We start from the raw sequence: 14,885 nt of genomic DNA, 5'->3' as shown, positions 1-14,885 counted from the left end.
CACAGGCGACTAGCGCGCCCCGCGGATCGCCTCGGCCACGGCCTTCGGCACCTCGGTGTTGAAGACCGTCGGGATGATGAAGTTCGGGTTCAGCTCCTCGTCGCGCACGACGTGCGCGATCGCCTCGGCGGCGCGGAGCAGCATCTCGATGGTGATGTCGTGGGCCCGTGCGTCGAGCAGTCCCCGGAAGACGCCGGGGAAGGCCAGCACGTTGTTGATCTGGTTGGGGTAGTCCGAGCGTCCCGACGCCACGACCGCGGCGTACTTCTCGGCCTCGGCCGGGTCGACCTCCGGGTCCGGGTTGGCGAGCGCGAAGACGACCGGCTGCTCCGCCATGTCGGCGATCCACTCCGGCTGCAGGATGTTCGGCGCGCTGACCCCGATGAAGACGTCGGCTCCGACCAGGCAGTCCCTGAGCCCGCCGTTGACCTTGCGCGGGTTGGTCATCGAGGCGAGCTCGGAGTGCGCGGCGGAGAGAGCGTCGTCGCCGGAGCAGAGCGCACCGTCCCGGTCGATCACCACGACGTCGGTGACACCGGCCGCGATGAGGAGCGTCACGATCGCCGTACCGGCCGCGCCCGCGCCGGACAGCACGATCCGGCACGACGTCATCTCCTTGCCGACCACACGAAGCGCGTTGGTGAGCGCGGCGAGGACGACGATCGCGGTGCCGTGCTGGTCGTCGTGGAAGACCGGGATGTCCAGGCTCTTGCGCAGCCGCTGCTCGATCTCGAAGCAGCGCGGAGCGGCGATGTCCTCGAGGTTGATCCCGCCGAAGCCGGGCGCGATCATCTCGACCGCGCGCACGATCTCGTCGGTGTCCTGGCTGGCCAGGCAGATCGGCCAGGCGTCGATGTTCGCGAACCGCTTGAACAGCGCCGCCTTGCCCTCCATCACCGGCAGCGCCGCGCCCGGCCCGATGTTGCCGAGCCCGAGGACCGCCGAGCCGTCGGTCACCACCGCGACGCTGTTGCCCTTGATCGTCAGCCGGGGTACGTCGTCCGGGTTCTCCGCCAACGCCATGCTGACCCGGCCGACGCCGGGCGTGTACGCCATCGACAGGTCATCCCGGTTCTTCAGCGGGACCTTGGAGTGGACCTCGATCTTGCCGCCGATGTGGAGCAGGAACGTCCGGTCACTGACCTTGTAGACCTCGACGCCGTCGATGGCGTCGACCGCCTCCTCGAGCTCGTGGGCGTGGTCGGCGTCGCTGGCCGAGCACGTGACGTCGAGCACCAGCCGCTCACGGGTGGAGTCGACGACGTCGATCGCGGTGACGACGCCGCCCGCCGCCGAGATGGCGGTGGCCACCGCCCCGACGATCCCGTGGTCGGGCGCCGTGTGCAGGCGCATCGTGATCGAGTAGGACGAGGCGGTGACGGACACGACCAAAGCCTCACGCTCCGGTCGGCTGCGGGCAAGTCGGCGCCGTCGACGTTCCGCACGCGTCGCTTCAGGCGGAGCGTTCCTCGGCTCCGAGGTGCTCGAGCAGGTTCTGCGAGAACCGGTCGCCCATGGCGTCGATCACCTTGCGCATCGTGGCCCGCACCGCTGGCCCCGAGGCCCTCGGGAGCGGCAGGTCGACGGTGATCTCGAGCTCGGTCGTCAGCTCGGTGCCGTCCTCGGTCGGGGTGAGTGCGTACCAGCCCTGGGCGCCGGCCTTCTCGACCCGGCCCGCGGGCGGGTCGTGGCGGAACTCGATGCGCTCCGGCTCGCGCAGCTCCATCCGCTCGGTGAACGACGGCGCGACCTTCAGACCGAGCACGCTCAGCCCGGACATCTCCCAGAACCAGTGGTCACCGTCCGCGGTGATGTTCCGGACGAACGGCGTGAACCTCGCCATCAGCACCGGGTCGATAAGCAGCGCCCAGATGTCCTCACGGCGGGCGAGGACCACCGACCGGGCCCGGGTCCGCGCGAAGAACGACGACATGCGCGGGCGGTACCCACCGACTCCGACCGTCTCAGTGGTGGTGCTGGTGGTGATGGTGCTTGCGCTTGTGCTTGTGCTTCAGCTTCCAGGTGTACGTCGCCGGCGTCGGGTCCACGTTGCCGACGATGTCGCGCGCCATGACGGTGATCTTGTGCTTGCCGTACCGCTTGAGCTTGAGCTTGAGCGGCGAGCTGCAGGGCTTGGCCTTCCGCTTGTCCACCTTGCAGGTGAACGTCACGATCTCGCTCGCGACGAAGATGAACTTCACCTTGTGCTTGTGCACCTTCGGCTTCGGCACGTGGAGGAGGGTGACGTCCGGGGGGACGGTGTCGTACTCGTCGGCCCCGATGTCGGTCGCTGCGCCGAGCCGCCGAGGGTCCCCGTCGAGGTCGGCGGTCCCGACGTTGACGTCGGTCGTGCCCTTGTCGACCGTCGGGGAGTTCCAGGCCTGGTGGAAGAGCGTGTTGTCGAGGAAGATCGGCTGCGCCGTCTGGTTGGTGGCGACCGAGCCCACGTTGGTGACGTTCCCGCCGCCGAGCTCCTCGATCTTGTCGAAGTTCGAGAAGCTGAGGATGACATCGCTCTCGCTGTTGGTCCCGGTCTCGCCCGAGCCGATGTCGGCCAGGGCTCCCCACGCGATGACGTTGCGGGCGCTGACGTCGAGGTTGGTGTCGTTGCTCGTGGAGTTGGCCCGGATGCCGTAGGAGCCCGCACCGGTGGCGACCGCCGTGACGTTGCGCAGCGTGAGGAGCCCGGTGCCGCCGCCCCACGAGTCCTCGAGCGCCACACCGCCGGCGGCGGTGCTGACGCACAGCACGTCCCGCACCAGCCCGCTGTAGCCGATCGCGCAGGCGTCCGCGGCCGACGAGTGGACCTCGAGCCGCTGGACGAGGATGCCGGTGGCGAACACCTGAAGCCCGAAGCTGCCGCCGTTCTGGTTGATCGTCAGGTCCGCGACCCGCGCGCCCGCGCCGAGCATCGACAGTGCCGGGGAGGCGTTGCTGTTGATGACCGGCCGGGGCTGACCGGGCGTGCCGTGCACGTTCACCGCGGACTGGCTGTTGACGAGGCCGGTCGAGCCGAGGCTGTAGGTGCCCGGGGCGATGATGACCTCGGTGCTGGACGGGGCCTGGTTGACCGCGGTGACGATGTCGCACGGAGCCGTGCTCGTGCACTCCGTCCCGGACCCGGTGGTGGAGGCGTAGCGCGGCGCTGCGGCATGGACGGGAGACGCCACGCCGGTCTGGACCGCGAGCACGCCGACGGCGAGCGCGGTGGCGGCGGCGAGGCGACGTCTCTTCACGATTCGGAAGGTTAGACGGTCCGGACCCCTCTCAACTGCGCATCGTGCCAGTTGCCCGGACCGGCTGCTGGTAGCCCGCCGGGTTGTGGTGCCCGTCCAGGATCACCCGCACGCTGCGGTCGCCCAGATCGAGGACCACGGCGTCGTCCTCGATGGTCTGGACCTCCCCGCACACGACGAACCGCAGGCCGTCGACCTGGTCCAGCACCGACCCGGGCGGGCACCGCTCGAGGTCCTCGGTCGCGACCAGCACCATCTCCTGGCGCAGCCGGGAGCCGAACCGCACCAGGAGCAGCACCAGGGCCAGGAGGACGACGTCCGCCACCACGGTGACGACCAGGCCGAGGTTGCTGCCGACCTCCCCCTCGACCCGCCACACCGTCGCCGACCCGGGCAGGGCGCGGACCGTCACCCGCTCGCTCGCCACCGCCTCGTCGTACGTCGCCCGGTCGACCCGCGCCTCGCCTGAGATCGCCGGCTGGTCGTCGGTCCCCTTCAGGTCGAAGGAGACCAACAGCCTGTCGTCCCGCTGCTCGTGGTGGGTGAGTGTGGCGGCGTGGTCGACGCCGTCCCGGTCGAGCCGGTGGTCCTGCCAGACGCTGTGCACCCAAGGCAGGTTGACCATGACCACGGCGAGGGCGACGAGCAGACCGTTGCGGAGCCGTCGGGACCGATGACCGTCCCCGGGTGCCACGTCGGTCATGGGCCCGAGTGTCGCATCCGGATGCTGACGCACTGACGGCGTGTGATGACAGAGGTCACGCGGCCGCGGAATGGGTTGTGCGCCACGGGTGCGAGATCATCGAGGGGTGAGCGAGCAGAGCCCGGCCCGCCGGCCGCGGCACCTGATGGACCCGGCCAACCCGGTGCGTCCCGTCAACGACCACTCGCTCACCCGGGTGCAGCGCTGGGTGCTGTCCGTGCTCGCCGTCACCACGATCTTCCACCTGTCGGCCGGGCTGGTGATCGGGGCCTTCTTCCTCGACGAGTCCGCGACCGTCTCCCGCTACGGGCTGTGCGTCATCGGCGGGTTGTTCGGGGTGGTGGCCGCTGCGGTCGCGCGCCTGATCCACCAGAAGCCGGTCGCGTCGTGGTGGCTCGCGCTCGGGCTCGTGCCCGGCGTGGTCGGGATCGTGATCCTCGCCCTCTCGTAGCCCGCCACCCGCGCGTCAGGATCAGAGGTGCGGTCTGGTCATTACCGATACTAGAGTTCCGGGCATGGCCACGGCGCACGACCGCGAGATCCTCCGGCTCGCGGTCCCGGCGTTCCTGGCCCTCGTGGCCGAGCCGCTGTTCCTGCTCGCGGACGCCGCGATCGTGGGTCACCTCGGCACGCCCCAGCTCGCGGGCCAGGGCATCGCGGCGGTGGTGCTCCAGACAGCGGTCGGGCTGTGCATCTTCCTCGCCTACGGCACCACGGCCAGCGTGGCCCGCCACCTCGGGGCCGGCGACGAGAAGGGCGCCCTGGCGCAGGGCATCGACGGGGTCTGGCTGGCCGTGCTCATCGGCGTGGTGGTGACCGTGCTCGGCATTCTGTTCACCGGCCCGCTGGTCGGTGCCTTCGGTGCCGGCGCCTCGGTCGAGGGCTACGCGACCACCTACCTGCGGGTCGCCTGGCTCGGCACCACCCCGATCCTGGTGATGCTGGCCGCGACCGGCATCCTGCGCGGCCTCCAGGACACCCGGACGCCGCTCGTGGTGGCGGTGGCGGGCAACGGGGTCAACGTGTGCCTCAACCTGCTGCTCGTCTACGGCGTCGGCTCCTTCGACGGCCTGGGCATCGCCGGCTCCGCGATCGGGACCGTGGTCGCTCAGCTGCTCAGCGCGGCCGCCCTGGTGGCCGTCGTGGTGCGCGGCGCCCGCAGTGCCGGCGCCTCCCTCGTGCCTGACCCGACCGGGATCCGCATGGCTGCCCGCTCCGGGGTGGCGCTGGTGGTGCGGACGATCACTCTGCGCGCGGCGCTCCTGCTGACGACGTACGCCGTCACCCTGGGCGCGTCCGGACCGGACCGGCCCGTGTCGCTGGCCACCCACCAGGTGGCGATCACGCTGTGGTCCTTCCTCGCCTTCGTGCTCGACGCGATCGCGATCGCGGCGCAGGCGATCACCGGTCGCTACCTCGGCGCCGGCGACGTGGCGGGCACCCGGGCGGTCACCCGGCGGATGGTGCAGTGGGGTGCCTACAGCGGCGTCGTGTGCGGGCTTCTCCTGGCCGCCGCGTCGCCGTTCCTCGGGCGGCTGTTCAGCAGCGACCCCGCGGTGCACGACCTCCTGGTGCCGGTGCTGCTCATCGCGGCGCTCGGGCAGCCCGTCGCGGGCGTCGTCTTCGTGCTGGACGGCGTGCTCATCGGTGCCGGCGACGGCCGCTACCTCGCGTGGGCCGGGGCGGTCGTGCTCGCCGTCTATGCGCCGGTGGTGCTCGCGGCCGCCTTCGTCACCGGCGGACTGGTCGCGGTCTGGGTCGCCTTCGCCGGCGTCTTCATGGGCGCGCGGTTCGTGGTGCTGACCCGGCGGGCGCGCGGTGACGCGTGGCTGGTGACGGGTGCGGTCCGGGCGCCGGCCCGGCGCTGAGCCCCACGCGCCCGCGACGGGGACGACGAAGGCTGAAGCAGACTGGCGTCCATGGTGATGTCGATCGCAGTGCTCTCCGACATCCACGGCGTGCTGCCCGTGCTGGACGCCGTGCTGGCCGAGCCCGACGTGCTCGCGGCCGAGCTCGTCGTCGTCACCGGCGACCACGCCGCTGGTCCGATGCCGGTCGAGGTCCTCGACCGGCTGGTCGGGCTCGGCGAGCGCTGTCTGCTGGTCCGCGGCAACGCCGACCGCGAGCTGGTCGAGGTGGCCCGCGGCGGCGAGTCCGGGATCGAGGTGTCCGACTGGGCGGGCGGGCAGCTCCGGCCCGACCAGGTCGAGCTGCTGGCCGGGCTCCCCCACCCGGTCCGGGTCGAGGTGGACGGCTTCGGCACGGTCGTCTTCTGCCACGGCACGCCCCGCGACGACGACGAGGTGGTGCTCGTCGACACCCGGCTCTCGCGCTGGGCCGAGGTGTTCGCGGGGCTGTCCGGGAGCGACCGGGTGGTGGTCTGCGGCCACACGCACATGCCCTTCGTGCGTCTGGTGGACCGACGGCTCGTGGTCAACTCCGGCAGCATCGGCATGCCCTACGGCCGCGCGGGCGGCTCCTGGGCGCTGCTGCGCGACGGCCAGGTCGAGCTGCGCCACACCGAGGTCGACCTCGACGCGGCGGTGGCCGCGGTGGTGGCCGGGTCGGCGTACCCCGACCGGCAGGCCTGGGCCGAGGAGTATGTGCGCTCGGCCAACAGCGATGCGGATGCGCTCGCCGCCTTCGGGCCACGCGACGGGCGGTGAGCGGGCGTCCTTCGGTCAGTCGGCCGGCCGGTAGCGCAGCAGCACCACGCCGGAGGCGAGGGTCCGGGCCTCCATCAGCCTGAGCCGGGCGTTGAGGCCCTCGCTGAAGACCATGTCGTCGACGGTGCCGACGCCGGCGAGACCGGGATGGAGCCACAGGCACAGCTCGTCCAGCAGGCCCGCGCGCATCAGCGTCTTCGCGACCGGCCCGTAGCCGTGCATCAGCAGGCCGCGGGGGTGCTTCCCCTTGAGCTCGGCCGCCGCCTCGACCAGGTCGCGGCTGAGCACGGTCGTGTTGGCCCAGTCGGCCCGCCGAAGCCTGGTGGAAGCGACGTACTTGGGGATGGCGTTGATCGCGTCGGCGTAGGGGTCGTCGCGGTGCGGCCAGGTGGCGGCGTAGATCTCGTAGGTACGGCGGCCCATCAGCATGGCGTCGGCGGCGCCCAGCTGGTCGCGGGCAATCTCGTCGCTCTCCTCGCCGATGTGGTCGAAGTGCCACTCCTCCATGTGGTTGATGACGCCGTCGAGGCTGACGAACGTGGAGCTGACGATCCGGCTCATGGTGGTTGGGTCCCTTCCCGGTCCGACTGTCGGCAGCGGCTGGCACAGCCGGGTCCCTATGCGTGGCAGACCTCGCCTCGGATCCGGGTGAGGAAGTGGTCGGTCTCGTAGCGCTGCGCGAGGTAGGCGAAGCCCGTTGCCCCGGCGTAGCGGCCGGTGCCGCCGGTGAACTCCTGCGTGCCACCGGCATGGCCCGCGCCGGTCTCGGGGTCGACGTTGCCGACGCTGGTCTCGAGCGCGGTGAGGGTGGAGCCGTCGCCGAAGGTGTAGGTGATCGTCCCGCTGACCGGGCGCTGGTCGGGCGCGGTGGGCGGCGCCTCCCCCCGCGAGCCGAGCACGAACACGGTGGTGCCGTCGAAGTGCCCCTTGCCGCGGACGGTCCCGATCACACAGACCGGGATCGGGGAGGGGCAGCCCTGGTCCACGACCTGGTCGCGGATCGTCGCGTCGACGTCGCGGCAGCGAGGATCGGCGACCGCCTGGGAGGTGCCGGCGAGCGCGGCGGTGAGGACGATGACGCCGCCCACGGCGGCGAGGGGGGCCGCGCTCACGGCTTCCGCCCGATCACGGCGCCGTTGGCCCCCGGCGCCTCGAACCAGACCGTGTGCACGTCGACGAAGCCCAGCTCCGCCAGCCACGCCTCGTACTCCGCCGGCGTGTAGTTGCGGCCCTCGGTCTCGACCAGCATGTTGAGGCTCATCAGGGCCGCGGCCGGCGGACCGGTCCGCTCGTCGTCGACCAGCAGCTCCGCGATCACCAGCCGGCCACCGCTGGGCAGCGCCGTCCAGCACTTCTGGAGGATCGCCCGGCCCCGCTCCTCGGCCCAGTCGTGCAGGATCATCGACAGCAGGACCGTGTCGTGTCCTCCGGGCAGCGAGGCGTCGGCGAAGAAGTCACCGGCGACCGTCTCGATCCGACCATCGAGGCCCGCCTCCCTGACCTTCCCGGCCGCGATGTCGACCACCTTCGGCAGGTCGTAGACGGTCGCGGTCAGGTCGGGATGCAGCCGGCACAGCTCGATGTCGTACGCCGCCGAGCCGCCGCCGACGTCCAGCAGCCGGCGGGCGTCACTCAGGTCGATCGCCCGGCCCAGCTCGCGGGCGGTGAACGTCGACAAGGAGTGCATCGCCTCCCAGAACACCGCGAGCAGCTCGGGGTCCTCACCGTCGAAGAGCGAGTCCTGGACGACCGGGTCCCAGGTGGTCGGGCGGTTGGTGCGGATCGCCTCGGTCAGCCGGCCCCACCCCGGGTAGAGCCGCTGGTCGAGCATCTGCACGAAGCCGCCGAAGTAGTAGGGCCGGCCCCGGACGAGGAACTCCTCAGCGAGCGGGCTGTTGACATAGCGGCCCTCGCGCTTCTCGAGCAGCCCCAGCGCGGAGCAGCCGGTGAGCAGCATGTCGGCCGGCCGCTCCTCGATCCCCCACGCCTCGGCCAGCTCGAGGCTGGTCACCCCCGGGGTGCCGGACAGGCGCGGGAACAGGTCGAGCTCGTGGGCCGCGGCCAGGGTCTTGAAGGCCCAGAACGCGGTGGCCAGCTGCATCAGGGGGACGGGCGACAGCTCTCGCTGGGCGACCGCGGTCATCGAACCTCCACATGGGATTGCTTCGCTTCTCAGGACGAGCCCCGACGATGGGCGGCGACGCCGACCACGGCCAAGGACGGTTCGGGACAGCCGAACGAAACTCGGGCGCCTTCCCGCCGGGACGGGCGTACGGTCAATAGGTGCGTGGCGTGGCTCGGGCCGCCGAGGTCCTCGACCTGTTCACCGTCGAGCGGCCGTACTGGGGCCCCACCGACGTGGCTGCCGAGGTGGGCATCGCGAAGTCGAGCGCCTACGAGCTGCTCCGCGAGCTGTCCCGCAGCGGGCTGCTCGAGCGGATGGCGTGCGGGAACTACCGGCTGGGCTGGCGGCTGGTCGGGCTTGCCCGCACGATGCTCCAGTCCCACGGTCTCGGCACCACGGTCGTCCCCGCGGCCCACACCCTCTCCCGGCAGCTCGGCGAGACCGTCCACCTGGCCGCCCTCGACCGCGACCGGGTCCTGTACGCCGCCAGCGCCGTCCCCGCCGGCGGGGTCGCCGCGCCGACCACCCCGGTCGAGGCTGAGCTGACGCCCTTGGGGCAGGTCCTCACCACCGAGCACAGCGGCGTGCTCGTCGGACCGCAGCGTGCACTCGAGGGAGTGACGTGTGCCGCCGCTGCGGTGCGGCTGGGCGAGGAGCCCTTCGGGTCACTGGGCGTCTGCGCCACCGACGAGCGGTTCGCCACCCGGAGCGAGGTCTACGCCCGCGCGGTCGGGGCGGTGCAGCAGCGCCTGGCCCGCAGCGTTCGGCCCTGACGAACCGGCGTTGCCCGGGCGCCCGGCCCGGACGCACCGTCGGATCATGCGCATCATCGCGGTCGGCGGCGCCGGCACCATCGGCACGGCAGTCGTCAAGCGCCTGTCGGCCCGGCACGACGTGATCGTGGCCGGGCGCACCTCGGGCGACGTCCGCGTCGACATCGCCTCACGGGACTCGGTGGCGCGCATGTACGACGAGGTCGGCGAGTTCGACGCCGTGGTCAGCACGGCCGGCGAGGCGCACTTCGGTGCGCTGGGGACGGCGAGCGAGGACGAGCTCGCCGTCGGCGTGCACAGCAAGCTCCTCGGACAGCTCCGCCTCGTGCTGCTGGGCCGGTCCCGGATCTCGCGCGGCGGCGCGTTCACGCTCATCTCCGGCTACCTCTTCGACGACCCGATCCCCGACGCGGTGTCCTTCGCCGTCGCGAACGGCGGGGTCGAGGGGTTCGTCCGCTCGGCCGCCCTGTCCATGGACCGCGGGGTCCGGATCAACGCGGTGAGCCCCGGGCTGGCCGAGGACAGCGCCGCCGAGTTCGGCGCGCTCAACCCGGGCCGGGCCCCGGTGCCGATGAGCCGCATCGCTGCGGCGTTCGAGCGCAGCGTGGAGGGGTGGCGGACCGGCGAAGTGATCCGGGCCTGGTAGCCGCGTCAGTGGCCGCGGCCCGCCCGGTCGGCGCCCGACAGCGCGTCCAGGGCCAGGTCGACGTCGGCGTCGGTGTTGTAGACGTGGAACGAGACACGCAGGCGGTCGTTGCGGACCGCGGCGCGGAGTCCGGCATCGGCGAAGGCCTCCTGTGAGCCCGGATGGTACGTCGAGACGACGGCGGAGCTGCCGGGCGGAAGACCGAGCCCGGCGCGGAATCGGTTGGCCAGGGCCACGTCGTGGGCGTGGATGACAGGCACGCCGATCTCCTCGATGACCTCGAGTGCTGCGGCCGCTCCGACGAGGCTGAACCAGGCCGGGGACTGGTCGAACCGGCGCGCATCGGACGCGAGGTCCATCCGCGTGCCGTAGTAGGAGCCCATCACGTCCGCGGCGGCGTACCAGGAGGCGTTCAGCGGCCGCAGCTCCTCCCGGATGCGCGATGAGAGGTAGCAGAACGTGGCGCCGCGCGGCGACATCATCCACTTGTAGCTGTGCGCGACGAGGACGTCCACGCCGCTGACGTCGAGGGGGAGCCAGCCGGCCGCCTGGCTGGCGTCGAGGACCAGGCGGGCACCGGCCTCCTCGCACGCCGCGACCACCGCGGGAAGGTCGAGGACCGCACCGGTCGAGGACTGGACGGCGCTCACCGAGACCACGTCCACCCCGGGACGGATCGCGTCGACCAGCTCCGGCCCCGGTGTCGAGACCACGCGGACCCCGCGCGAGGCGTGGACCTGCCAGGGGAAGACGGCGGAGGTGAACTCGGTCTCGTCGACCAGGACCACGGCGTCGTCCGGCAGCGCGGTCGCGACGGGCGCGAGGGCCGCAGCCACGGTGCTGCCGACGGCCACGTCCGACACCTCCGCGCCGACCAGGCGGGCGAACGAGCGCCGCGCGCGGTCGGTGCTTCGGTCCCACGTCTCCCAGTCGGCTCCGCCGGTCCGCCACTCGTCCAGGGCGCCCTGCAGTGCATCCCACGCCGCCCGGGGTGGGAGCCCGTAGGAGGCGGTGTTCAGCCATCCGGGACCGCCGTCCCACAGGTGCGCGTGGCCAGTGGTCCCGTTCATGGCGGGCTCCTTCCGGGTCGGCTCGGACACTCGGTCCGGTTCAGGGGCGGCGCCCGGGCCAGCTGGTCCAGGACTCGAGTACAGGCTGCAGGGTCCGCCCCTCGAGGGCGAGGTGCTCCAGGAGCGTGGTCGCCCAGCCCGGGAGGTGCACGAGCCGCTGATCAGCTGGACCATCGGTGATGACCCTGCGCCAACGTAGTCCGGTCACTCGGGGCGGATGCATTGCTACCGACGTCGACGACCTACCCGCGGTCCAGGGACTCGTCACCCTCGACCCCGACGAGTAGCTCTTCGAACCCCAACCCGAAGGATCAGCCGTTACACCACTCTGAGCGATCGACCCGTGCCGTCGGGCCGGATAGCGGGCCCGCAGGATATTTCGCGGATCCCCCACCCGCGCCGTGCCATTCCTGCGTTCATGTGGATGACAGCGTCGCGTGCGAGGAGAGTGGTTCCGTGGACCGCGAGGTCGAGCTGCGGGAGTTCGTCTCGGCCCGCGGTGCCGCGCTGTCCCGGGCGGCGTACCTGCTGACAGGCGACCACCAGGCTGCCGAGGACCTGGTCCAGGACACCTATGTCGTCCTGGTCCGGCGCTGAGACAGGACCGGCACGATCGACCCCGAGTCCTACGTCCGTCGGATCCTCCACAGCCGGTTCGTCGACGGCTGGCGCAAGCGACGGCTGCGGGAGTTCCTGTCCGACGTGCCCCCGGACCGGGCCGGGGGCGACGAGGCCGCCACCGCCACCGACCGCCTCACCCTTCAGGGCGCGCTGGCCCGGCTGACGCCCGCCCAGCGCGCGGTGCTGGTCCTGCGGTTCTACGAGGACCTCACCGAGCACCAGGCCGCCGAGGCCCTCGGGGTCAGCCCCAACACCGTCAAGTCACAGACCCGGGTCGCGCTGCAGCGGCTGCGGGACCTGGTCCCCGACGCGGTGGCCTCGTTCGAAGGAGTGGAGTCATGAGCGGCCTGCGCCAGGCGTTCGACGAGATCGTCGCCGACGTCCCGGTCTACGGCGACCTCGACCGTGCCATTGAGCAGGCGGCCCAGGATGCCCACCGCGAACGCCGGCACCGATACGCCGCCGTCGCCGCCCTCACAGCCATCGCCGCCGCGCTGGCCGTCATCGTCGGGCTCGTCGTGGGCTGGCGCGGCACCGACACGGCTCCGCCCGTCTCCCCCACCCCGACGCCCACGCCGACCCAGGGCCCGTCGCCCAGTCCGACGGACAAGGCGCAGTCGCCCCAGACCTGGTCGGACACCACGGTCGCCGCCACCCGCGACCACAAGGGCTGGCTGTTCCAGGACCCCTTCAACGAGGTCCGGGAGGGCTGGTTCCCGGTCGTGGAGGAGCACCTCGACCCGGACGGCGACCTGGAGGCCTCCGAGAACTACCCCTACTCGTGGAGTGTCCAGTTCAGGTGGCCGGCCCGGGGCTCGGACTACCAGGCGACGACCGCGGCCACCAGCGCCTACACCACCTTCGGGATCCTGGGGCTGGAGGTCGAGCCCGGTGACCCGAGCCTGCTCGACGACGGCTGCGCCTACCAGCGCGTCCAGCACCCCGGCTACTCAGACCAGCAGGTGTCGTGCAGCACGGAGCGGTTCGCCGGACCCGGCGGTGAGCGTGCCCAGGTCACCAGATGGGGCCGGCGGTGCACCTCCTGGGAGGGGGGTGGGCCGGCGACCGCCACCTGTGGCGACTACGAGGTCGGGGTGGCCGTCGACCGCCGCGACGGCCTGGTCGGGTACGTCGTGGTGAGCGGGCGGGGCACGCCCGACTTCACCCCCGTCACGCCGGACGCGATGGCCGCCGCGGCCGCCGACCCGCGGCTCACCATCCCGCAGAGCGCCTCTGCGGTCCCGTCCGACGAGGTCGTGGTGTCGGCGGTGGAGGACCACGTCCCCGGCTTCAGGAACGAGCCTGACCCCGGCGGGCCGGCCGTGGCCGGGGCGCCCGGCTACGGGAACGCCTGGGGCCACGTCGGTCGCAGGAGTCTCATCGTCATCGTGCTGCCCGCGGGGCGGCCCCCCCAGTGCGGGCGCGCCTTCCTCCTCTCCTGCGCCGAGCGTCGGGTCTTCGGCGCCGACGACCCGACCACCGTGTTCGTCGGTGCCTGGGACGAGGAGCACTGGGCCGACTGCTGCCCGAAGAACTCACGGGCCGACAGCCGCGAGTTCGTGTACGTCGGACCTCGTCACACCGTCGTGGTCATGGAGCTCCTCATCGTGCGGGAGGACGAGGGTCCGATCGGCGCGGACCTGGACGAGCGCCTGATCGACCTCGTCCTCGACGCTCGGCTGCAGTAGAGGAGGCAGTAGAGGAGATGGTCGCCATGCCCCCGAACGCCATCGCCAGGTGGGTCCTGCCCCTGCTCCTCCTGGCCGGCTGCAGCGGCGCCCGGAAAGTGGCGGCCGAGCGACAGCCGGGGCGACGTCTGGGGTGGCGTCATCCCTGAACGCAGTGCGACATCGAGCCCGGCGCCCAGCGGCTCGATGTCCACCGCGGAGCCGGGCACCGGGCGCCGGTGGTCTCCACCCTGCCGCGGACGAACGACGAAGCCCCGGATCCGAGGATCCGGGGCCAATCACACGTGCGCGAGGGGGGAGTTGAACCCCCACGTCCTTTCGGACACACGGACCTGAACCGTGCGCGTCTGCCTGTTCCGCCACTCGCGCGTGAAGCGGGCCAAGGTTAGCCCAGCGCGCGGAGCCGTTCCTAATCAGTAAGGAGCAGGCAGCCGGGAGAACCGTACGCCGTCCCACGGCGTCCACGAGGGAGAACGGGTACCCCGATACAGTCGTGGACGACCGCCGACCGGTGCCCGACGACACCGCGGCGTGTTTGCACGCCATCAGGATGCCGGACGCGGAAGGAGGCGACGTGGGCGGTTTGCAGCGGTTCGAGCAGCGGCTGGAGAACCTCATCTCCGGAGCCTTCGCCAGGGCCTTCCGCAGCGCTGTCCAGCCGGTCGAGATCGCGGCTGCCCTGCAGCGTGAGTGCGACAACAACGCCCAGATCCTCAGCCGCGAGCGGCGGATGGTCCCCAACGACTTCCACGTCGAGCTCAGCCAGGCCGACCTCGACCGGCTCGCGCCGTACGACACCGCGCTCGCCGACGAGCTCACCCACCAGGTCCAGGACCACGCGGACGCACAGGGCTACGTCTTCCCCGGACCGATCGGCATCGAGTTCGAGAGGGCCGACGACCTCACCACCGGCCGGTTCCGGATCCGCAGCAGCGCCCGGGCGCGGGTGCAGTCCAACGCCACCCACACCCAGGCGCAGCGGGCGCGGGCCTTCGTCGTCGCCGGTGGCGAGCAGCACCCGCTCCACCCGCCCGCCACGGTCGTCGGCCGTGGCACCGAGGCCGACATCCGGGTCAACGACCCCGGCGTCAGCCGCCGGCACATCGAGTTCCAGCTCGCCGGAGGCGGTGCCGGGCTGGAGGTCCGGGTCCGCGACCTCGGCTCCACCAACGGCATGCTGGTCGACGGCCACCGGGTCACCAACACCAGCCTCCGCGACGGCTCGCAGGTGAAGATCGGCAGCACGACCCTCACCGTCCGGATCGTCACGGAAGCCCAGGGGGCCACCGATGTCTGAGCTGACGCTCTTCCTGATCCGGCTGGCCTACCTCGCGATCCTGTGGATCTTCGTGCTGTC

The 14,885-nt window shown here is 71.9% G+C and carries 17 protein-coding genes and 1 tRNA gene; 9 read left to right on the top strand and 9 right to left on the bottom strand.

Translation table 11 applies throughout. The features are described 5' to 3' along the window. Positions 1 to 9 precede the first annotated feature (9 nt). From VFV89_RS13985 to VFV89_RS13970, 4 genes are all read right to left on the bottom strand, one after another. On the bottom strand, positions 10 to 1,386 hold the full coding sequence (locus VFV89_RS13985; protein WP_414690387.1) for an NAD-dependent malic enzyme: 1,377 nt from the start codon (positions 1,384 to 1,386) through the stop codon (positions 10 to 12). Positions 1,387 to 1,453: 67 nt separating this feature from the next. Then, a complete protein-coding gene (locus VFV89_RS13980) occupies positions 1,454 to 1,933 on the bottom strand; it encodes an SRPBCC family protein (RefSeq protein ID WP_329706563.1) in 480 nt (159 codons plus the stop codon). A gap of 31 nt (positions 1,934 to 1,964) precedes the next feature. Next, positions 1,965 to 3,236: a hypothetical protein gene (locus VFV89_RS13975; RefSeq protein ID WP_329706562.1), complete on the bottom strand. Its 1,272-nt coding sequence runs from the start codon at positions 3,234 to 3,236 to the stop codon at positions 1,965 to 1,967. 31 nt (positions 3,237 to 3,267) lie between these two features. Further along, positions 3,268 to 3,939: a hypothetical protein gene (locus VFV89_RS13970; protein ID WP_329706561.1), complete on the bottom strand. Its 672-nt coding sequence runs from the start codon at positions 3,937 to 3,939 to the stop codon at positions 3,268 to 3,270. Positions 3,940 to 4,045: 106 nt separating this feature from the next. Between VFV89_RS13970 and VFV89_RS13965 the strand changes: the two genes are divergently transcribed. The 3 genes from VFV89_RS13965 to VFV89_RS13955 all read left to right on the top strand — a co-directional run bounded on the left by VFV89_RS13965 (position 4,046) and on the right by VFV89_RS13955 (position 6,605). Further along, positions 4,046 to 4,390 (top strand): hypothetical protein, encoded by a 345-nt coding sequence (locus VFV89_RS13965; RefSeq protein WP_329706560.1) that lies wholly within the window; start codon positions 4,046 to 4,048, stop codon positions 4,388 to 4,390. Positions 4,391 to 4,454: 64 nt separating this feature from the next. Beyond that, complete coding sequence (locus VFV89_RS13960; protein WP_329706559.1) at positions 4,455 to 5,807, top strand: MATE family efflux transporter; 1,353 nt, start codon at positions 4,455 to 4,457, stop codon at positions 5,805 to 5,807. 51 nt (positions 5,808 to 5,858) lie between these two features. Next, positions 5,859 to 6,605 carry a metallophosphoesterase family protein gene (locus VFV89_RS13955; RefSeq protein ID WP_329706558.1) on the top strand — a complete coding sequence of 249 codons (747 nt, stop codon included), beginning with the start codon at positions 5,859 to 5,861 and terminating at the stop codon, positions 6,603 to 6,605. A 15-nt stretch (positions 6,606 to 6,620) separates the two neighbouring features. On the opposite strand, the gene VFV89_RS13950 is transcribed toward VFV89_RS13955, so the two are convergent. Genes VFV89_RS13950 through VFV89_RS13940 form a run of 3 tightly spaced genes read right to left on the bottom strand, consistent with a single transcriptional unit; the run spans position 6,621 to position 8,748 of the window. Continuing rightward, on the bottom strand, positions 6,621 to 7,166 hold the full coding sequence (locus tag VFV89_RS13950) for a dihydrofolate reductase family protein (protein WP_329706557.1): 546 nt from the start codon (positions 7,164 to 7,166) through the stop codon (positions 6,621 to 6,623). A gap of 56 nt (positions 7,167 to 7,222) precedes the next feature. After that, positions 7,223 to 7,717 carry a hypothetical protein gene (locus tag VFV89_RS13945; protein WP_329706556.1) on the bottom strand — a complete coding sequence of 165 codons (495 nt, stop codon included), beginning with the start codon at positions 7,715 to 7,717 and terminating at the stop codon, positions 7,223 to 7,225. Next, entirely contained in the window at positions 7,714 to 8,748 is a 1,035-nt protein-coding gene (locus VFV89_RS13940; RefSeq protein ID WP_329706555.1) for a methyltransferase, read from the bottom strand. The genes VFV89_RS13945 and VFV89_RS13940 overlap by 4 nt, the downstream gene beginning before the upstream one ends. 140 nt (positions 8,749 to 8,888) lie before the next feature. Here VFV89_RS13940 and VFV89_RS13935 point away from each other — a divergent pair, with 140 nt between their 5' ends. Both VFV89_RS13935 and VFV89_RS13930 read left to right on the top strand, forming a co-directional pair. Next, positions 8,889 to 9,503 carry a helix-turn-helix domain-containing protein gene (locus VFV89_RS13935; protein WP_329706554.1) on the top strand — a complete coding sequence of 205 codons (615 nt, stop codon included), beginning with the start codon at positions 8,889 to 8,891 and terminating at the stop codon, positions 9,501 to 9,503. 46 nt (positions 9,504 to 9,549) lie between these two features. Continuing rightward, on the top strand, positions 9,550 to 10,149 hold the full coding sequence (locus VFV89_RS13930; protein ID WP_329706553.1) for a short chain dehydrogenase: 600 nt from the start codon (positions 9,550 to 9,552) through the stop codon (positions 10,147 to 10,149). 5 nt (positions 10,150 to 10,154) lie between these two features. Here VFV89_RS13930 and VFV89_RS13925 read toward each other — a convergent pair whose 3' ends face one another. Further along, positions 10,155 to 11,219 (bottom strand): aminotransferase class V-fold PLP-dependent enzyme, encoded by a 1,065-nt coding sequence (locus VFV89_RS13925; protein WP_329706552.1) that lies wholly within the window; start codon positions 11,217 to 11,219, stop codon positions 10,155 to 10,157. A gap of 456 nt (positions 11,220 to 11,675) precedes the next feature. On the opposite strand from VFV89_RS13925, the gene VFV89_RS13920 reads away from it, so the two are divergent. Genes VFV89_RS13920 through VFV89_RS13910 form a run of 3 tightly spaced genes read left to right on the top strand, consistent with a single transcriptional unit; the run spans position 11,676 to position 13,528 of the window. Further along, on the top strand, positions 11,676 to 11,816 hold the full coding sequence (locus VFV89_RS13920) for a hypothetical protein (protein ID WP_329706551.1): 141 nt from the start codon (positions 11,676 to 11,678) through the stop codon (positions 11,814 to 11,816). Positions 11,817 to 11,831: 15 nt separating this feature from the next. After that, positions 11,832 to 12,182, top strand: coding sequence for a sigma-70 family RNA polymerase sigma factor (locus VFV89_RS13915; protein WP_329706564.1), 351 nt, complete (start codon positions 11,832 to 11,834; stop codon positions 12,180 to 12,182). After that, the gene (locus VFV89_RS13910; protein ID WP_329706550.1) at positions 12,179 to 13,528 is read left to right on the top strand and encodes a hypothetical protein; all 1,350 of its coding nucleotides are present in this window, start codon (positions 12,179 to 12,181) and stop codon (positions 13,526 to 13,528) included. The genes VFV89_RS13915 and VFV89_RS13910 overlap by 4 nt, the downstream gene beginning before the upstream one ends. Positions 13,529 to 13,813: 285 nt before the next feature. Here VFV89_RS13910 and VFV89_RS13905 read toward each other — a convergent pair. Then, positions 13,814 to 13,897: transfer RNA gene (locus VFV89_RS13905), tRNA-Leu, on the bottom strand. A gap of 124 nt (positions 13,898 to 14,021) precedes the next feature. Here VFV89_RS13905 and VFV89_RS13900 point away from each other — a divergent pair. Beyond that, the gene (locus VFV89_RS13900) at positions 14,022 to 14,825 is read left to right on the top strand and encodes a DUF3662 and FHA domain-containing protein (protein WP_329706549.1); all 804 of its coding nucleotides are present in this window, start codon (positions 14,022 to 14,024) and stop codon (positions 14,823 to 14,825) included. Positions 14,826 to 14,885 lie beyond the last annotated feature (60 nt).

It is taken from the genome of Nocardioides sp. (assembly GCF_036274455.1).
Taxonomy (GTDB): domain Bacteria; phylum Actinomycetota; class Actinomycetes; order Propionibacteriales; family Nocardioidaceae; genus Nocardioides.
This window is presented reverse-complemented; position numbering and strand designations above follow the sequence as displayed.